This is a genomic window from Haloferax litoreum (assembly GCF_009674605.1).
In the GTDB taxonomy this organism is placed as follows: domain Archaea; phylum Halobacteriota; class Halobacteria; order Halobacteriales; family Haloferacaceae; genus Haloferax; species Haloferax litoreum.
In genome coordinates, this window is sequence record NZ_WKJO01000002.1 from 231,370 (window position 1) to 250,209 (window position 18,840).

Sequence of the window (18,840 nt, forward strand, 5' to 3'; positions counted from 1 at the left end):
AGGTCTGTCAGTCCGAGGTGGGGACGAACTTGAACCCGTACCGGACGACGCCTTCTTCCTCGTAGATGCGACGAATCTGTCCCGTGACCGGCATGCCGATATCGACCGATTCGGGGTCGACATCCGTCACCTGCGCAGTGATACGCGGCCCTTCGTCTAACTCGACGATAGCGACGACGTATCGTCCCTCTGCGCGTGCCTGACCGGCGAACTCCGGCGGCGCACCACCGGGTGAGAGGACCGTGTACGAGTAGATGGTCCCGTCACCCGAGAGGTCGACCGTCTCGAACTCGGTGTTTCGGCAGTCGGGACAGGCACCTTTGGGCGGGAACGCGATAGTTCCGCACTCGGCACAGCGCTCTCCTTCGAACGCCAATCGTTGCCCGACCGTCCGTTCGTACATCGGTATCGAGATGTGTGCACCCATCAGTTGGACACCTCCTGCAATCGCGTATACTCTGCGTACCTCAGCGGTTCAGTCGAGTTCAATTTCTCATCGACACCAGCGTGAGTGTCGTCGAGTGCAGGGGTCGTTTCGAGAACGAACGCACTCGCGCCGTGACCGTAGCCGTATCCAGTGACGAGGATACGCGAACCCGGGTCTGCCTCGTCGAGTGCGGCAGCGAGACCAACGAGAGGCGACGCAGTGCCCGCAAAGCCCATCCGTTTGACGACGAACCCAGCACCCATCTGGTCGGCGTCGAACCCGAGTCGACCGCCACCACGCCACGACATCTTCACGTCGTCCTGTGGGAAGACGGCGTAGTCGATATCGTCGGTGGTGCACCCTGCGTCGCCGAGGGCGTCGGCAACGACTGCCGAGAGTGCTTCGACGAACCCTTCCGTGGTGTAGCCACCGAGTGAGAGGTCGGTCACGTTCCCGTCTGTTTGGAACTTCGCCGGGAGGTACGCATCGACGTAGTGCGCGCTCCCTTCGACTGTCGCGAGTGGGTCCTCAGTACCGACGGCGAACGCCGCCGCCCCTGCTCCGAGGATGTGTTCTGTGTCTTCGTCGCGTGGTGCGTCGGGAGCGTCGGACGCGACGACGAGGCCCGACCCGAACGAGAGTGCCGTGTCGAGCGCTTCGAGGCCTGCCTTCCACGAACTTCCGAACTCGACCGTTCGTCGAGCGCCGTCGAGGCCGAGCGTTCGTGAGAGCGGACCGCTGACGAGCGTTCCCACTTGCGGGTTAGCCGTCGTCGCGACGGCGAGTGTCTCCACGTCGTCAGCCTCGACGGTTCGTGCCGCGTCAGTCGCCATCGTGAGGGCATCTTCGTCGTACGCGAGGACGGTCTTTCGGTCGATTCGGGCGGCGAACCGGCCCCAGACCTGCTCGTACTCGTCTGCCGTGACGTGGTACGACGGCAGCGAGACGCCGTAGTCGGTGATACCGACGGTCATGCGTCCACCTCGTAGATGAAGACGGTCGCTGCACCGCCGGACCCTCCGACGTTGTGCGAGAGAGCCACGGTCCCGTCGACTTGCCGTTCGCCCGCGTCACCGCGGAGTTGGTCGAACACTTCGACGACTTGGCCGATACCAGTCGCACCCAGCGGGTGGCCTTTCGCCTTCAACCCACCACTGGTGTTGATTGGGATGTCGCCGTCTCGGCGCGTCCGTCCTTCTTCGATGAGTCGCCAACCCTCACCACGCTCGGCGAAGCCGAGGTCCTCGTACGCGAGGAGTTCCGCGATGGTAAAGCAGTCGTGCACTTCGGCGAAATCGATGTCGTCAGGGGTTCGGCCTGCTCGGTCATATGCACTCTCTGCCGCCTCGCGGACCGCCGAGAGCGACGTGATAGTGTCTCGGTCGTGGAGGGCAAGGTGGTCGCTTCCCCCGCCGAATCCCGTGATGTACACCGGGTCGTCCGTGTACTCGTGTGCCTCGTCTGCGGGAACGACCAGTGCGCACGCCGCCCCGTCAGTCGTCGGGCAGGCGTCGAAGAGGTTCAGTGGGTCGGCAATCTCGGGTGCGTTCGTCGCTTTCTCCAGCGACACTTCTCGCTGAAATTGCGCCTTGGGGTTGACCGCGCCGTTCTCGTGGTTCTTCACCGCGACTTTCGAGAGGTGTTCGTGTTCGGCGTCGGTCTCTGCGAGGTACCGCTGTGCAGCGATTGCGTAGACACCCGCGAACGTCATGCCCGCGAGTCGTTCGTACTCCGTATCACCGCTCACGCCGAGCCAATACTTCGACCGGTCACCGCTGAGGTCGAGCATCTTCTCGACGCCCGCCGCGAGGACCGCATCGCTCGCGCCAGACCCGACGGCGTGAACAGCGTCGAGGAGCGCGAACCCACCGGACGCACAAGCGTTTTCGACCCGCTGGACTGGGAGGCCAGTCAGACCGAGGTGGGAGGTGAGCGACGCCCCGGTGATGCCGAGTTGGTATCCGCCGACGCCGAGACTGCCGACGTACGCGGCGTCCAGTTCGTCGGCGTCGTAGCCGTCGTCCACGGAGTCGACCATCGACTCGTATGCCGTCGCGAACAGTTCCTTGACGCCCGCGTCGGCGTGTTCCCCGTACGGACTCTGTCCCGCACCGACGATGGCGACGTCACGCACTAGTCGCCACCCCCGGTGTAGATGCCGTCGGGGTCGAGTTCCTCACGGATGAGTCGAATCTCGTCTTCGTCTGGCGTCGGCGTGGGAGTCACGTCGTCGGCGAACTGAATCTCCCACCCTGTCGCCTCTTGGACTTCCTCTCGGGTGACGCCGGGGTGAAGCGTCTCGACGTACATCTCTCCGTTCTCGTCGAACTCCATGACGGCTTTGTCGGTGATGACTGCCTCTGGACCACCGCGGAGACCGAGTTCGTCGCGTCCCTCTCGTCCGTCGACGTAGCCCGGAGAGGTGATGAAGTCGACTTCTTCGGGGAAGCGACGCTTTTGATGCGGTGCGATGATGAGGGTTCGGTGAGCGTTACTGGAGATTTCACACGCGCCACCACTCCCCGGAAGTCGGACTTTCGGGTCGTCGTAGTCACCGATGACCGTCGAATTGATGTTCCCCTGTTTGTCTATCTGCGCACCGCCGAGGAATCCCACGTCGATGCGGCCACCCTGCAAGTACCGGCTGAAGCCCTCGTACATCGGAACGATGCTCCGCGCACCGGTTGCGAGGACAGGGTCTCCAATAGAGAGTGGAAGCGCGTCCGGGTTCGAATCGACCGTTCCCGACTCGTAGACCATCTGGAGGTCGGGTGCGTGCGTTCGCTTCGCCAAGTTACACGCGAGGTTCGGCACACCGACACCGACGAGGACGGTGTCGTCGTTCTGGAGTTCGAGTGCCGCCCGCGTAATCATCAGTTCCGTATCCGTGTACTCCCGGTTGCTCATGCGTATCGCCCCATGTCGATTGGTTCGGCGTAGTCGTGCGTCGGTTCGAGGTCCAGCAGTCGTTCGACGCCGAGTTTTTCGACGTACTCGCGCCGGTTTTCGACGCCATAGACCCACTCGTCGAGCCATTCCTGTGTGGACTCGTGTGTCTCAGATACCTCGTTCCAGTCGAGGTAGGCCGTGTTGTCACGCCCGTAGTAACCCTGCGTGTACGACGGATGCGACCCGTACGGTTCTTCGACGACGTAATCGACGACCGTTCCGGGGATTTCGGTCCGGTTCGGGTCGCTTCGGAGCGTCTCCGTGTCCACGATTTCTTCGACGGCGAGGACAACTGTGTCGGCGGCGAACGCCGCGTCGACCACGTCGCCCGAGATTCCCCAGATGTGTGCGTCACCTTCGGGACTCGCTCGCTGCGCCCGGACGATTGAAACGTCGGGCGTGAGCGGTGGGACGACACAGACCTCTTCGTCCGGGTCGAAGGGGTTCTGGACCGTTCGGATGTTCTCGTTGTGTTCCGGAAGGCTCGACCCGACGAGACTCCGGAGTGGCACGAACGGCATGTCCCGTGCGCCCGCGAACAGACGCGAGACGAGGCCGAAGTGCGAGTATTCGTCGATGGAAATCTCGTTTGGAACACCGTCTTCGACGGCCCGTCGGAAGGCACGAAGACTGCCGACGCCGGGGTTCCCTGCCCACGAGAACGTCACCGACGACGCGCACCCTGCGGCGACCATCTGGTCGAAGATGAGGTCCGGCGTGGCTCGAATGAGGTGGAGGTCCTCGTACTCCTGTCTAATCATCTCGTGGCCCGCAGCGAACGGGATGAGGTGGGTGAATCCACCGAGGTAGACGCTGTCCCCGTCGTCTACGGCGGACGAGATGGCATTCGTCATGTCTGTTACCTTCGTCATCGAGCGCATGGTTTGTAGTAATCCTATTTTTATCTTCCTCTCACGATAGTGATTCCAATTTGACTCACTGATTTTTGGTCTCAGTTGAGATAGTAGAGAACTCCCGTCGTCCCAAGAGGTAAAGAGGACGTATCGCCGAGTGAGCGCATGGTCACGGTTACCCTGTACGGACCAGTGAGGGACGCAGTCGGTGAGAAACGACTCTCTGCGGAGGGAGAGACCGTCGGTGACGTACTCGAGACACTCACCTCGGACTATCCGACGGTAGGAGAGCGAGTCCTCGCAGACGGCGAAGTTCGAGGGCAGGTACAAATCTTCGTCGACGGACGAAAAATCGGACCACTCGGGGGGTTAGAGACGCCGCTCGACGGCGTGGACACTGTTCAGATTACCGAGGCGATGAGCGGCGGGTAGCGTGCGCCCGAAAGTCAGGACCGAAGCGCTTCGAGGTCTTCGTCCTCGTAGTTGACGAGTAACCGCGGTTCGTCCTTGAACGTCTTCAGGACGATGTGCGTCGCCGAGTGCGAGACGCCCTCGGTGTGGATGATGTCGTCGATAAACTTCTGGAGGTGGTCGTGGTCCCTGAGGTGCGCGATGAGGATGAACGACTTCTCTCCGACCATGAAGTACGCAGTCTGGACGCCGGAGATGTTGGAGAGTCGTTCTCCGATTTCGTCGTATCCGGGACCGTACTCACTCTTGATTTCGCTGATGGCAGTGAGGTTCAGCCCGAGTTTTTTCTGGTCTAACTGTGGAACTTTGCCGTTGATAATCCCCTGTTCGCGGTACTTTTCCATCCGGTAGTACACCGTCGACGGACTGATACCGAGTTGGTCGCTCAACTCGTCGACGTCTACGTCGCCTTCGCTGTCCAACCACCGGAGAATCTCGAAGTCTTTCTCGTCGAGATTGACATCGGCCATGGTTGTAAATAGAAGAATTAGATATATAAATGCTTTCTAAAATGTAGAATTACCGCCGACAACTATCGAAGAACAGCCCGTGTCTGGTGGTCGTGTCTGGAATTCACACGTCTAACGTTCGGTCCCGACGACACAGGATTTGTCGTCCCGGGTGTGTTTTGGAATTATTTTTATCACGTAGTTAGAAATCGTTGGGACTCCAGTTTTCGTCTCATATTCCCCATTTCACTCGCAATATAGTCATCCATCAGTCATAATGCTTAATGGGGATTGTATTGAGTGTTCGGGTAATTACATGCCAGCTTTCGGAACCGCCCTTCGAGTCGACCTCGAAGCAGAGTCAGTATCGGTAGAAGAACTTCCGGACCGATGGATTACTCGGTACCTCGGTGGCACCGGGTTGGCTGCGCGACTGCTGTACGAGGAACTCGAACCGGGAGTCGACCCACTCGGTCCAGAGAACAAACTCGTCTTCGCGACGGGTCCAATCACCGGGACGCGCGCACCGACGAGCGGCCGACATTCGGTGAGTGCGAAGAGTCCGCTCACGGGCCTGCTCGGTGAGGCGACGAGTGGCGGTGACTGGGGGACCGTCCTCCGACGTGCTGGATTCGACGTCGTCGTCGTCGAGGGGCAGGCGGACGAACCCGTCTATCTCCACGTCGAAGACGGTGAGTTCGAACTCCGCGACGCGTCGGACATCTGGGGAGCAGACGTCCCGGAAGCGACCGAGAAGATTCAGGCCGAAGTCGGGGAAGACGCCGTCGTGAGTACCATCGGTCGAGCAGGAGAGAATCAGGTCCGCTTCGCCTCGGTGATGAACGACATCAAGCGTGCCGCTGGTCGGACCGGGATGGGCGCTGTGATGGGGTCGAAGAACCTCAAGGCAATCAGCGTCATCGGAACAGGCGACGCCCACCGTCACATTCCCGACTTCGAGGCGTACAAACAGTTGACGCTCGAACTTACGCAGACAGTCACCCAGACGCCGAGTACGAAGACGCGGCGTGACCACGGAACCGCCGCGGCAATCGAAGAAGAGTCCGAGGTGTTCCAGAACCTCCCGACCAAGTACTTCGAAGAGTCCGCATTCGACGGCGCGTGGGACATCAGCGGTCCACGGATGTCACAGGACTACCTGACCTCGACCTACGCGTGTGGCCAGTGTCCCATCGCCTGTGGCCGCATCGTCTCCATGGAGAGCGACAAATACGGGTCCCTCTCGGACCAGGGTGGCCCCGAGTACGAGACGCTCGCGTCGTTCGGAAGTCTGAGCAAGAACGACAACTTCGAAAGTATCGCCCGAGCGAACGAACTCTGTAACCGGTACGGTCTCGACACGATAAGCGCAGGACACGTCGTCGCCTTCGCCATCGCCATGCAGGACCGTGGGTTCCTCGAAGACGAAGACGTCAACCTCGACTTGGACTGGGGGAACGACGAGGCAATCGTCGAACTCGTCCACAGAATCGCAGACCGTGACGGCCTCGGTGAGATTCTCGCGGACGGCGTCCTCCGCGCTGCCGAGTCGCTCGACGCCGCCGAACACGCGGTCCACGTGAAGGGTCTCGAAGTTCCGATGCACGAACCACGTGCCCAGAAGACCATGGGACTCACCTACGCCACGTCGAACCGGGGCGCGTGTCACATGCGGGCGTTCACGGGGTACGTCGATATCTACGGATACGATATCACCGACCTCGAAATCTACTCGGACGACTACCCGCGGCACGCAACCGAAGGCAAGGCCGAATTGGAAGTCGTCATGCAGAACCTCTTCAGCGTCTACGACTCGATGTGCGGGTGTAAGTTCTCGTACCCACCGGGAACCGAGAATATCGAGGTCGCACAAGTTGGCAAACTCCTCGGATTGGCCCTCGGGACCGAGGTCGACACGGAAGACGTGCTGTCGTTCGGTGAGCGCATCTTCAACATGAAACGCCTGTTCAACGTCCGCGAGGGCGCATCCCGTGCAGACGACTCGCTTCCGAGTATCTTCACCGACGTCGCCTTCGAAGACGGGTCGAACGCGGGGAGGTTGTCGAACTCGACGAGATGCTCGAAGAGTACTACGACCTGCGCGGGTGGGGCGACGATGGCCGTCCGTCGCCCACTCGTCTCACCGAATTGGGCATGACCGACGTCGCAGAACCCGGTATCACCGACGGCGGAGTCGACAGAACGGAATAGCCTGTTTCGGTATTTCTCGTAAAAACGAGATTCGTTTTTACATCTGCTGTAGTCAATGGCATCTTCTATTGTAATTGTCCGTAATTCCTATATACCATTAGTAATACTGAATGTGATGTATGAGAACACCTATCACTCGCAGGGATGCGATGAAGGCGCTCGGTGCATCGGGAACGTTCGCGCTCGCCGGTTGTATCGGTGAGACTGGCGGCGGAGAGAACCAGACCGTCCTCCTCGGACAACCAACCGTCTCGACTAGCAAGTGGGACTTCCTGCAACCAGCGGTGACTGCGGCGACGGAGATGACCATTCAAGAGGTCAACGACGCCGGCGGTCCACTCGGAAACGACATGGAGTTCAAGCAACGCGAGACGGCACTGAAGCCACAACAGGCGCGCACCGTCGTCCAGCAGTTCAAGAACAACGACGGCGCGACGGTCATCGGGGGGCTCTTGTCGAGTGAAGTGACGCCGCTCGTCGACTTCCTCACGAGTCAGGAGATTCCAATCGTCTCGAACTGGCTTGGTACGACGGCAGTCGACACTCGCGGCGGCGACCACGGCACGCCCGACGACGTCAGCGACGACGAGTGGGTCTGGCGGACACAGATTAGTGATAGTATCCACACCGCCGGCGCGGCACAGAAGATGGTGTCCGAAGGATACGAGAACGTCGCAATCCTGAACGGTACTGCACAGGGCGAACGGTCGTGGGCGGACGCCTTCGAGAAGTGGTTCACCAACGGCGGTGGTGAAGTCGTCAACCGCATCGAAGTCGAAGAAGGCAAGTCGACGTACAAGGCCGAACTCGACCGCCTCTTCGAAGCAGACTTCGACGCGTGGGGCCTCGCAACCGGCCTGAACGACGTGGTCACCATCCTTCGTGAGTGGTCCAACGCCGGATACGGTGGACAGTTGATTCTCGAAGACGCGCTGCGTGACGAGGCACTCATCGAGAACGCCGGCGAACAAGCGGAGGGGGCGTGGATTGCCTCCCCGACTGGGCAAGGCCCCGCCTACGACGCGTTCGAAGAGAAGTACAAGTCGTTCAAATCCGACCCGCCGGCGCTCCACGCGTGGGCAGTCACCTGTTACGACATGGTGAATGTCGTCGCGTTGGCGGCCCATAGAGCAGGGAGCGCCGACCCGACAGAAGTCGAAAAGAACCTCGGGCCTGTGACGCGGCAAGGTGGCACGACGGTGTCGAACTTCGCCGACGGGAAGGAGGCACTCGACAACGGAGACGAAGTGCAATATCAGGGTGCGGCGACGCCGTGTACATTCACCGAGTACGGCAACGTCCTCGGCAACGTCGCCATCGAACGCGTCACGCCGAGTGCCTTCGAACAGGTGGACGTGATTCCGGCATCGGACCTCGAAAATGTGCTCGACGAGTACTGAATCAGGTGGTCGGGAGGGCAACCGAACGAGTGACGAGGAGGGAGAGCACTGAGATGGGCATTGCACAAAACGTCATCTTTGGACTGATAACAGGGTCCTACATCGCAATCGCCGCCGTGGGGTTCACGCTGATTTACGGCCTCATCAACATGATAAACTTCGCGTACGGTGAGTACATCACCATCGGAGGATACGTCGGGTTCGTCCTCGCGTCGGTGGCAGACCTGCAGATTCCTCTGGTCATCGTGCTCGCGGTTCCGCTGACTGCCGTCATCGGGTGGACCCTCTCACGGGCGTTCTTCACACCGATTCGCGAGACGGGACCGATACCACTCCTGTTGACTTCGATTGGCCTCGGTCTCATCCTCCGAAACGGTGTCCGGATGGTCGCCGGTGCGAAGCGCCGGTTCTTCGAGTTCCAGCAAGCGACTGTCTTCCAGTTCGACGTGCTCGGCGGCCTGCAGTTCAACACGTCGAGTCTCTCGGTGTTCGCCGTGGCAGTCGCCGTGTTCGTCCTCGTCCACGTCCTCTTGACGCGGACCCGCACTGGCATCGCGATGCGCGCGATGGGTGACGACGAGACACTCGCCGAAGTCGCGGGTATCGACACCAGCACGATTCGGAGTCGCGTCTGGTTGCTCGCGTCGGGCCTCGCAGGTCTCGCCGGTGTGCTCCTCGGCGTCCAGAACTCTGTCGGGCCGTTCCTCGGCTACGACCAGTTGCTGGTCGTCCTCGCTGCCGCCGTTCTCGGTGGCGCAGGGAGTGCCTACGGAGCAATCGTCGGGGCGTACATCCTCGGTATCGCGATGGCACTCACGGTCGGTATCCTTCCGACGTGGGCCTCGGAGTTCGGGACGACTGTCGCGTTCGTCGTCCTCATCGGCGTCTTGCTCGTCCGACCCGAAGGTATCGCAGGGAAAGAGGTGCGTCGCGCATGAGTCTCGACGCCATCACGTCCCTGAACCCGACCGATTCCGACAGTGGCATGCTGTGGCTTGGCGTCGTCTTGTCACTGGTTGGTGCGGTAATCGCCGTCTCGCCAGTTCCACTCGTCGTCCCGAACCAATCGCTCGTCTTCTTCGAGGTGGGCATCACCTTCCTCCTGTGGGGACTGTTGGTTCTGGGCCTCAACCTCCAGTACGGCTTTACTGGGTTAGTTAACTTCGGCCACGTCGCGTTCTTCGCAGTCGGCGCGTACGCGACTGCCATGCTCACGGCAACGGAGACGTTCAAAGGTATCGCACTCGGTCTCCCGTGGCCTGTCGGCGTGGCCGCGTCGGTCATCGTAGCGAGTCTTCTCGGCGGCCTCATCGGCCTCACAACGCTCCGACTCCGTGAAGACTTCCTCGCCGTTGCGACGCTGGCGACTGCCGAAATCGTCCACAGACTGCTCAGTAGTTTCCCGTCTGTAACCGGTGGCTCAGTCGGCCTGACCGGAATCCCGCAACCGATATTCGACCTCACGGGACAGTCTCCGAACACCTCGATGCTGGCGACGGCAGTCGTCTTCGCTGGTGTCCTCGCCGTGTTCTACGCGCTGTTAGTCCGAATCACCGACGCACCGTATGGTCGCGTCCTCCGGGCTATCCGCGCCGACGACCTCGTGACGAAGTCGCTCGGGAAGGATGTCTTCCAGTACCGGATGCAGTCGTTCGTCCTCGGGGCCGCGTTGGCCGGACTCGCCGGGTCCCTCTTCTCGCTCTACAACGGTGCCGTCTCACCGGGGTTCTTCACCCTCAACGTCACCGTCCTCGTGTGGGTCGGGATGCTCGTCGGCGGTCCCGGGAACCACCGCGGCGTCCTCGGTGGACTCGCGTTCATCCTTGGCTTCCGGTTACTCACCCGGTTCGCGAACAGTGCGATGTCGTCAGTAGCAATCGACTTCGCGTCGCTCCGACTCGTCGTCGTCGGTGCACTCCTCGTGGCAATCGTCCGCTACCGTCCGCAAGGACTGTGGGGTAACGCCGACGAACTGGGGGTGAACCGCGAATGACGCTGTTCGAGACGCGCGGGTTGCGGAAGGCCTTCGGTGGCCTCGTCGCCCTCGACGAACCCGACATCACCATCGAGTCCGGTGAGTTAGTGGGCATCATCGGCCCGAACGGCGCCGGCAAGACGACGTTCTTCAACTGTATCACCGGTGTCCTCGAACCCGACTCTGGAACCGTCTCTTTCGCAGGCGAAGACGTGACCGGCGAACCGATTCACGCCATCGCCCAACGGGGACTCGTCCGAACGTACCAGCACACGCGCGAACTCACCACGATGTCCGTCAAAGAGAACCTCAAACTCGCCGCCCCGGACCATCCGGGTGAACGACTCGGTCAGGCGATTCGTCGTCCCGACTCGGTTGCCGACCACGAAGCGGCAGTGGAGCGACGGGCGGACGACTTACTGGAGCAGTTCGACCTCACGCACGTTGCAGACCACTACGCAGGTGAACTGTCCGGTGGACAGCGAAAACTCCTCGAAATCGCGAGGGCGCTCATGTTGGACCCGGAGATGTTGCTCCTCGACGAACCACTCGCGGGCGTCAACCCGACGCTCGGACAGGAAATCGTCGAGTACATAGACGCGTTGAACGACGAGGGAACGACGTTCCTCGTCATCGAACACGAGATTCAGACCCTCGCCGAACTCGTAGACCGCCTCATCGTCCTCAACGAGGGGTCGGTGCTCGCCGATGGCGACCCAGAGACAGTCCTCGACGACGACGAGGTCATCGCCGCCTATCTCGGTGGGACGGGCGACGACGGAGTGACGACACCGCTGGGAGGCGAGTCCTGATGGCGCTTCTGGAAGCCGACGACGTCGTCTCGGGATACGGGGACGTCGAAATCATCCACGGTGTCTCGCTGGAGGTTCACGAAGGCGAAGTTGTCACCGTCATCGGTCCGAACGGGGCGGGAAAGTCGACGCTCATGAAGACACTCTTCGGCCTCGTCGACTGCTGGAGTGGGTCGGTCACGTTCGACGGCGTCGACTTGACGTCACTCGAACCGAACGAGATGACCGAACACAATCTCTCGTTCGTTCCGCAGAGCGACAACGTCTTTCCGTCGCTCACCATCGAGGAGAATCTCCGCCTGGGCGCGCCCTCGGACGACGAGTTCACACCCGAGCGATTGGCGTCGGTCTTCGAACACTTCCCTATCCTCGAAGAACGAAAAGCACAGAAAGCAGGGACGCTCAGTGGCGGACAACGGCAGATGCTCGCGATGGCGCGAGCGCTCATGGTCGACCCCGAACTCCTGTTACTCGACGAACCCAGCGCAGGACTCTCGCCCGACATGGTGGAACTCGTGTTCGAGAAAGTCGCGGCGATTGGGGCGACAGGGACGGCGGTCTTGATGATAGAACAGAACGCGAAACGAGCACTCGAACACTCGGACCGTGGCTACGTCCTCGACATGGGCGAGAACCGAATCGAGGCCGCCGCAGACGAGATACTCACCGACGACGAAGTGGTCGAACTGTATCTCGGCGGCTGAGCCACTGCGTGGCTGCTTTCTAACCAATTTACTCACCAACATATTCCACCCGTTCCAATTTTTTCCCCATAATTTAATACATAGTGCAACAGTGGCCGTGTCATGAGCAAGCAAGACAACCTGTCGGCCGATGGGCCGAACATCGTGACGGACTTACCCGGTCCCAAGGCGAAAGAACTCGTCGAGGCAGACGGCGAGGTCATCTCACCGAGTTCACCCCGCGCCTATCCACTCGCCGTGGAGAGTGCACAGGGACTGACCGTGACGGACGTCGACGGAAACACGTTCTGGGACTTCGCCAGCGGTATCGCCGTAACGAACGTCGGCCACCGCCACCCGAAAGTCGCCGAGGCGGCGCAGGACCAACTCGACTCGCTCATCCACCCCGCGTTCTGTGACTACTACTCGCCGGAACCGACGCGCCTCGCAGAGCGTCTCGAAGCCATCGCGCCGGGCGACTCTCCGAAGAAGGTCTTCTTCGGGAACAGTGGAGCAGAGGCCGTCGAAGCGGGGATGAAACTCGCACGGCACCACACGGGTCGTCACCGCTTCATCGCCTTCGAAGGCGCGTTCCACGGACGGACGATGGGCGCCCTCTCGCTCACCGCGAGTAAGACGAAATACAAACGCGGGTTCGGTCCCCTCGTCCCCGGCGTCGACCACATTCCGTTCCCGAAACCGTCGCGCTACGGGAGCGAGGAAGCGGCGATGGACGCGACGTTCGACGCGCTAGAGGACCTGCTTCGGACACGCGTCCCCGTGGACGAAATCGCCGGTATCGTCGTCGAACCGGTGCAGGGCGAAGGTGGATACGTCGTGCCGCCGGAAGGATTCCACCAGAAGCTTCGTGACTTCGCGGACGACCACGGCATCCTCCTCATCGCCGACGAAGTGCAAGCCGGGTTCGGACGGACGGGCGAGTGGTTCGGCATGGACAACTGGGACGTCGAACCCGACATCACCCTGATGGGCAAAGGCATCGCCAACGGTCTGCCGATGTCTGCGATGGTCGCCAAAGAAGACGTGATGACGTGGGGGGCGGGCACGCACGCGAGCACCTACCACGGCAATCCCGTCGCTGCCGCCGCGTCGAACGCCGTCATCGACGTCATCGAAGAAGAGAACCTCCTCGAAAACGCGAAAGAAGTGGGTGACCACCTGCAGGCCGAACTCAGAGCACTCGCCGAAGAGTACCCACAAATCGCCGACGTGCGTGGTCTCGGCCTGATGATTGGTGCAGAGTTCGTCGACCCAGAGACGGGCGAGAACGACGGGGACCTCTCAGAGGCAGTCATGCACACCGCGTGGGAACACGGCCTGATGATTCTCCCCTGTGGACAGAGCACCGTCCGGTTCGCACCGCCACTCACGATAACGAAAGCACAGGCGACCAAAGGTGTCGAAATCTTCGGCGACGCCCTCGCGGACGCACTGAAGTAATCCTCGCACACACATTCTATGTCTTCTGATACGACGACCGAAACAGACGCGGGTGTCGCCAGCGCGATCGACCCAGACGAGACCATCGAGGTCCTCCAGGACCTCGTCCAGATTCCTAGTCCCTTCTTCGAAGAAGAAGCGATTGCGACCTACATCTACGACTGGTTGGACGAACGCGGCCTCGACCCGGAGTACCACACCGTCTCGGAACCAGCTATCACTGGGTTCGAAGGAGACAACGTCGTCGCCCGTATCGAAGGGTCTGACCCCGAGGCACCCACTGTCCTCTTGAACGGGCACATGGACACCGTCCAGCACGTCGAGGGGTGGGACGAAGACCCCACGTCCGGACGAATCGAAGACGGCAAACTGTACGGACAGGGCGCGTGCGACATGAAAGGCGGTCTGGCCGCGATTCTCGTCGCATTCGAGGCACTCGCCGAACGTGACCTCGACGGAGACGTGCTCTTGACGGCCGTCGTCGACGAAGAGGGGCCCTTCGGACTCGGTACCGATGCGACGATTCGCGACGGAGTCACCACCGACTGTGACGTGGCTATCGTCACGGAACCGGCACCGACGATTACGCAACAGGACATCGAGAATCCCGCCATCGTCCTCGGTGCGCGCGGTCGGTTCCTCTACGAGATAACCGTCACCGGAAAAGCCGCACACGGCTCCCAACCGGACATGGGCGTCAACGCGGCACTCGACGCCGCTCGAATCGCAGACGCGATTTCCGAGATGGACCTCGGCCACCACGAAAAACTCGGGTCCGGGTCCGTTTGCCTCCTCTCCATCGAGGGGGGCGGTGAACCACTCTCCGTCCCCGACCAGTGTGAGCTTGAAATCGACCGTCACGTCGTCCCCGGAGAGACTGCAGAATCCGTTCTCGAAGACGCACAGCGGGTCGTCGACTCGCTCGACCTAGAGAGTGACGTCGATATCTCGCTCCGTGAGACGCCCGAACCGGACATGTACTTCCAACCGTACGTGACCGATGAGAACGACCCACTCGTGACGCCGTTCTTCGACAGTATCCGCGAGTTGTTCGACACCGAACCCGACGTGGGGTACTTCTCCAGTATCGGCGACTTCAATCACCTCGGTGGCCGTGCCGAGATTCCGACTGTCATCGTCGGCCCCGACGGGGCCAACGTTCACGGCACCGGCGAGTACGTCTACGTAGACGAAGTCGTCGAGACGGCACAACTCGTCGCCGACGCTACCAGTCGGTTGGTCGAGTAAACGGGGAGAAACCGTTCACTCTGGCATTCATTTCTCCCACGTTCTGAAGACGTCAGTGTATCCGTCGAACCGTGAGAGTCGAACGGCATCGTAGTATTCAGTCGGATTCCCTCGAACGAGTTGCTCGGCCACGACGTATCCGATGACAGGGGCGAGTTGGATACCCGCGGCGTTGAACCCAGTTGCATAGAATCCATCTACGCTCGTCCATCCCGCGATGGCGCCAGCATCGGGTGTCAGCGACCGAACGCCGACCCACTCGTCGGCGACAGGGGCCCCCTCGACCCACGGGAAGTACGCTTCGACCACGTCTCGGATTTTCGTCCGGAGGTCTGTTGGTACTGTCTGGGATACGTCGTCAGGGTCGATAGCACGTCCCGCGTCGTCATACCCACCCGGGTAGTGGCCCGCAAAGACAGTACCGTCTGGTTGCTGTCGGAAGTAGACGCCGGACTCGACGTGCTTGACACTGAACGTGTCGTACGGAACCGGTTCGTCGGGTTCGAAGACCAGAATCGGGCCGAGCGTGTGGCGTATCGGAAGGGCGAGTCCGACAGACTCAGCGAGGTGTGTGTTCCACGGTCCCGCCGCGGCGACGACAGCGTCGAACGGGCGCAGGTCGCCATCCACGACGATACCGGTCACTGACCTGTCGTCTGTCGTCACGTCTTCGACAGTGGTCCCCGTCTCGAACGTCACGCCGCGGTCCCTCGCTCTGTGGACGAATTCGGCCGCGAGTTCAGTCGCGTCGAGGAAGCCGAGGTTCGGCCGGTACACTGCTGCCTCGACGTTCGCGGTATCGAGTCCGGGATGCAGGAGTTCCGCACCGAGACGTTCACCGGGAACGTATTCGACGTTCCCGCGGACGCTCGCCCGCGAGGCGACTGCGGCCCGTAGTTTCGCCGCCCCCTCGGGTGTAGACGCGATTCCCAGACGCGGTGCGAGCGTGTACGACGAGTTTGCTCGTGGGGCAGACAAAAACTCGTTGTAGAGGCGAACGCCGTACTCCTTGAGTCTGCGGTACGCCGGGGGTTCGTCGCCCCAGAGTCCGACGAACGCGCCGGAAGCAGCAGTCGTCTCACCGGCAAGTTCGCCTCGTTCGAATACGGTTACGTCTATCTCAGGGTCGTCACCGAGGTGGTACGCGACACTCGACCCGACGATTCCGCCGCCAATGACTGCAACTCGTCTCGTATTCATCGAATGAAAGAACGCGAGGTCGTCTCCGCCTCGCCGTTCGTCTGTGCTGGACTCTCCGAGGCACCGTCGTTAATAATTACTCCCGATTCCACCGCGCGAGATAAGACAATACATAAATAGGTTGTGTGAAAATACGACGAACCGTCAAATATCGGGTTGACAGGGGCACTCATGACACACGCGACGATAATCGGGGCGGGCGCGGTTGGTGTGAGCGCCGCGCACCACCTCGCAGAACGGGGTATCGAGGTGACGCTGGTCGACAAAGGACACGCGGCAGGTGAGACCACCGGAAAAGCGGGCGGACTCGTGTTCTGCCAACTGCACGAGCCAGCGGACGTTCGCGCGATGGGGTACAGTATCGACTTCTTCCGTGACCTCTCGGCGGCAGAGAATCACTTCACCTACCACGAGGTGGGCTTTCTCCGCACCGGAACCGAGCGTGAACACTCGGCGTTCGAGCGAGAGGTGTCGATGCAACAGAACGAAGGTGCGAACGTTCGATTAGTCGACCCGCCGGAGATTAGTGAGATTTACCCGACGCTGTCACTCGACGGTGTAACAGTTGGAACGTACGCACCCGGAGACGGGTACGCAGACCCACACACGTTCACGACTACGCTTCTCGACGAAGCACGAGCGAAGGGGGTGACCTACAGGCCGGGAACGAAGGTGACGGATATCGACGTGTCCGACACACCGACTGTCGAAACCGAGGCGGGTCCGATTCAGACCGACACTGTCGTCATCGCCGCCGGGCCGTGGTCTCGCCGCGTTGCTGCTCTCACAGGTGTCGACTTGCCGGTGAAACCCTACCGAGCGCAGGCACTCGTCACGACGCCCGTCGCGTTCGATATCGGAACAGTCTACGACGCACACGAGGGCGTTTACTTCCGGTCAGAACAACGTGGGGGCCTCCTCGTTGGAGATGGTACAGAAGAGGTCGAGTCAGACCCAGACGGCTACACACAGACCGCAGACTTCGATTTCCTCGTCGAGACGAGTGACGTCGTCGAACGATGTCTCCCTGTCGACGACGTTGGGATTCAAAACGCATGGGCAGGGCTCTGCACCGCGACGCCCGACGGTCGTCCACTCGTTGGAAGGCCTGTATACGAACCCGGAAGCGACGGTGGACCGGACGACGTCGTCGTCGCTGCCGGATTGCAGGGTCACGGGTTCATGCGCTCACCAGCAGTCGGGCACGCAGTCGCGGACATCGTCTGTGACGGAGAGTCCGAGTATCCAGAGTGGCGACCAGACAGATTCGACGAACATCCCGGGGATTTCGATATCGAAGAGATGCTCAAGTTGGACGGCAAACACCCAGGCCTGCAATGAGTCGTATGAGGGAGGAGAGATTCAACCGACTCCATTAATCTGCATTCATTTTTAGAATTCAAACTAATTCGAGACCATAATATTCTACTGGGTCCATCGTAGCGCGAAAATTTTAAGTGGCATCGATGGGATTGCCGCACGTAGCATGATAGAGAAACTCAATCGCCGTTCGTTCCTCAAGGCCACGGGGGCAACTGCAACGGTCGGTTCGGCGGCACTGGCGGGGTGCACAGGGAGTAGTGGCAGCGATTCTACCGAGACCACGGCGTCGGGTGGCGACGACTCGGGAGACGCAGAGACGACGGAGGCAGAGACCACGTCGGAGAGCGAAGAGCTGTCTGACACCCTGAAGTTCTACTCGTGGGGTGGGTCGACCCAGGAAGCGCTCACGAAGCACGTCATCGAGCCGTTCGAAGAAGAGTACGGCGTGACGGTCGAACAGTCCAGTTTCGGTGGTCAGGACAAGATGCTGGCCAACGTTCGGTCCAGTCCCGAAGGGTCGTACGACATCATCATGCCGTCGACGTCGACGGCCTACGCGGCGTCGAAGCAGGGACTCGTCGAGCCCCTGCGTCTCGACAACATCGAGACGTGGTCGAACCTCCTGCCGGTGTTCCAGGACTTCAACATCGACCCCGGACAAAAAGCGCACGTCGCACCGCTGTACTACGGGACCATCGGGATGGGCTACAACAAAGACTACGTCGACGCCTCGAACGGCCTGTCGTGGGACATGACGTTCGACGACGAGTTCGAAGGTAAAGTCGCCATCGAGGGCGTCCCGTACGTCCGCGTGTTCACGACTGCGCTCAAACTGGGTATGAACCCGAACAAGATGGTCGGTGACGCCGGTTCGTACGAAGAAGGCGTCAAGAAGGTGTACGACGCGATGGCAGAACAGCACCCCCTCGTCAAGAAGTACTGGACGAGCGGCCAGGAGCTGACGTCGCTGTTCTCCAACGAGTCGGCCTACGTCGGAGAAGCGTGGGGCGGTCGTATCCTCTCGCTGCAGGACGAAGGCTTCGACAACCTCGGATACGGTATCCCGGAGGAAGGTGCCTACGGGTTCACCGACACGCTGGCGGTCGCGAAGGGCTCGAAGAACCGGTACACTGCAGAGAAGTTCATCGAGTTCGCCTATCAGGACGACATCATCAAGAAACTCGCACCCGACATCGGCTACCCGCCGGCGACGAAGGCGACGTCGAGCGACGTCAAGGCGCTTCCGGACTTCGACCCGTCGGGCGGTGAGCGGCTGATGTTCCAGGACCAGGAGTTCAAGAACGAACACAACCAAGAGTGGTCGCAAACCTTCGAGCAAATCAAGCTCGGGAACTACTGAGCTGTCGACGACAGCAG

Annotated in this window: 17 protein-coding genes and 1 pseudogene; 11 read left to right on the forward strand and 7 right to left on the reverse strand. The window is 60.9% G+C overall.

Going from position 1 to position 18,840, the window contains the following annotated elements:
* Window positions 1–7: 7 nt before the first annotated feature.
* Genes GJR96_RS16455 through GJR96_RS16475 form a run of 5 tightly spaced genes read right to left on the reverse strand, consistent with a single transcriptional unit; the run spans window position 8 to window position 4,248 of the window.
* Window positions 8–427: a Zn-ribbon domain-containing OB-fold protein gene (locus tag GJR96_RS16455; protein WP_151164533.1), complete on the reverse strand. Its 420-nt coding sequence runs from the start codon at window positions 425–427 to the stop codon at window positions 8–10.
* Window positions 427–1,401 (reverse strand): 3-oxoacyl-[acyl-carrier-protein] synthase III C-terminal domain-containing protein, encoded by a 975-nt coding sequence (locus GJR96_RS16460; protein ID WP_151164535.1) that lies wholly within the window; start codon window positions 1,399–1,401, stop codon window positions 427–429. Before GJR96_RS16460 ends, GJR96_RS16455 begins: the two co-directional genes overlap by 1 nt.
* Entirely contained in the window at window positions 1,398–2,561 is a 1,164-nt protein-coding gene (locus tag GJR96_RS16465; protein WP_151164537.1) for a thiolase domain-containing protein, read from the reverse strand. Before GJR96_RS16465 ends, GJR96_RS16460 begins: the two co-directional genes overlap by 4 nt.
* Window positions 2,561–3,334, reverse strand: a complete 774-nt coding sequence (locus GJR96_RS16470) for a CoA-transferase subunit beta (protein ID WP_151164539.1) — start codon at window positions 3,332–3,334, stop codon at window positions 2,561–2,563. The genes GJR96_RS16465 and GJR96_RS16470 overlap by 1 nt, the downstream gene beginning before the upstream one ends.
* Window positions 3,331–4,248: a CoA transferase subunit A gene (locus tag GJR96_RS16475; protein WP_191965915.1), complete on the reverse strand. Its 918-nt coding sequence runs from the start codon at window positions 4,246–4,248 to the stop codon at window positions 3,331–3,333. Before GJR96_RS16475 ends, GJR96_RS16470 begins: the two co-directional genes overlap by 4 nt.
* Window positions 4,249–4,395: 147 nt before the next feature.
* On the opposite strand from GJR96_RS16475, the gene GJR96_RS16480 reads away from it, so the two are divergent.
* On the forward strand, window positions 4,396–4,662 hold the full coding sequence (locus GJR96_RS16480) for a ubiquitin-like small modifier protein 1 (protein ID WP_151164540.1): 267 nt from the start codon (window positions 4,396–4,398) through the stop codon (window positions 4,660–4,662).
* A 14-nt stretch (window positions 4,663–4,676) separates the two neighbouring features.
* Here the strand turns inward: GJR96_RS16480 and GJR96_RS16485 are convergent, their stop codons facing one another.
* Window positions 4,677–5,171 carry an Lrp/AsnC family transcriptional regulator gene (locus GJR96_RS16485; RefSeq protein WP_151164541.1) on the reverse strand — a complete coding sequence of 165 codons (495 nt, stop codon included), beginning with the start codon at window positions 5,169–5,171 and terminating at the stop codon, window positions 4,677–4,679.
* 295 nt (window positions 5,172–5,466) lie between these two features.
* Between GJR96_RS16485 and GJR96_RS16490 the strand changes: the two are divergent.
* From GJR96_RS16490 to GJR96_RS16525, 8 genes and pseudogenes are all read left to right on the forward strand, one after another.
* Window positions 5,467–7,361, forward strand: a pseudogene (locus tag GJR96_RS16490) (aldehyde ferredoxin oxidoreductase family protein).
* A gap of 119 nt (window positions 7,362–7,480) precedes the next feature.
* Window positions 7,481–8,761 (forward strand): ABC transporter substrate-binding protein, encoded by a 1,281-nt coding sequence (locus GJR96_RS16495; protein ID WP_151164543.1) that lies wholly within the window; start codon window positions 7,481–7,483, stop codon window positions 8,759–8,761.
* Between the two features lie 53 nt (window positions 8,762–8,814).
* Window positions 8,815–9,699: a branched-chain amino acid ABC transporter permease gene (locus GJR96_RS16500; RefSeq protein WP_151164545.1), complete on the forward strand. Its 885-nt coding sequence runs from the start codon at window positions 8,815–8,817 to the stop codon at window positions 9,697–9,699.
* On the forward strand, window positions 9,696–10,754 hold the full coding sequence (locus GJR96_RS16505) for a branched-chain amino acid ABC transporter permease (protein WP_151164547.1): 1,059 nt from the start codon (window positions 9,696–9,698) through the stop codon (window positions 10,752–10,754). The genes GJR96_RS16500 and GJR96_RS16505 overlap by 4 nt, the downstream gene beginning before the upstream one ends.
* Entirely contained in the window at window positions 10,751–11,548 is a 798-nt protein-coding gene (locus GJR96_RS16510; RefSeq protein WP_151164549.1) for an ABC transporter ATP-binding protein, read from the forward strand. Before GJR96_RS16505 ends, GJR96_RS16510 begins: the two co-directional genes overlap by 4 nt.
* Complete coding sequence (locus tag GJR96_RS16515; RefSeq protein ID WP_151164551.1) at window positions 11,548–12,252, forward strand: ABC transporter ATP-binding protein; 705 nt, start codon at window positions 11,548–11,550, stop codon at window positions 12,250–12,252. The genes GJR96_RS16510 and GJR96_RS16515 overlap by 1 nt, the downstream gene beginning before the upstream one ends.
* 102 nt (window positions 12,253–12,354) lie before the next feature.
* Window positions 12,355–13,692: an acetyl ornithine aminotransferase family protein gene (locus tag GJR96_RS16520; RefSeq protein WP_154326379.1), complete on the forward strand. Its 1,338-nt coding sequence runs from the start codon at window positions 12,355–12,357 to the stop codon at window positions 13,690–13,692.
* An 18-nt stretch (window positions 13,693–13,710) separates the two neighbouring features.
* Window positions 13,711–14,940, forward strand: coding sequence for a M20 family metallopeptidase (locus GJR96_RS16525; protein ID WP_151164553.1), 1,230 nt, complete (start codon window positions 13,711–13,713; stop codon window positions 14,938–14,940).
* Window positions 14,941–14,967: 27 nt separating this feature from the next.
* Here the strand turns inward: GJR96_RS16525 and GJR96_RS16530 are convergent, their stop codons facing one another.
* On the reverse strand, window positions 14,968–16,140 hold the full coding sequence (locus GJR96_RS16530; protein WP_151164555.1) for an NAD(P)/FAD-dependent oxidoreductase: 1,173 nt from the start codon (window positions 16,138–16,140) through the stop codon (window positions 14,968–14,970).
* 171 nt (window positions 16,141–16,311) lie between these two features.
* On the opposite strand from GJR96_RS16530, the gene GJR96_RS16540 reads away from it, so the two are divergent.
* Together GJR96_RS16540 and GJR96_RS16545 are read left to right on the forward strand one after the other, a co-directional pair.
* Window positions 16,312–17,481 carry an NAD(P)/FAD-dependent oxidoreductase gene (locus GJR96_RS16540; RefSeq protein WP_151164557.1) on the forward strand — a complete coding sequence of 390 codons (1,170 nt, stop codon included), beginning with the start codon at window positions 16,312–16,314 and terminating at the stop codon, window positions 17,479–17,481.
* Window positions 17,482–17,626: 145 nt separating this feature from the next.
* Entirely contained in the window at window positions 17,627–18,823 is a 1,197-nt protein-coding gene (locus GJR96_RS16545) for an ABC transporter substrate-binding protein (protein ID WP_151164559.1), read from the forward strand.
* Window positions 18,824–18,840 lie beyond the last annotated feature (17 nt).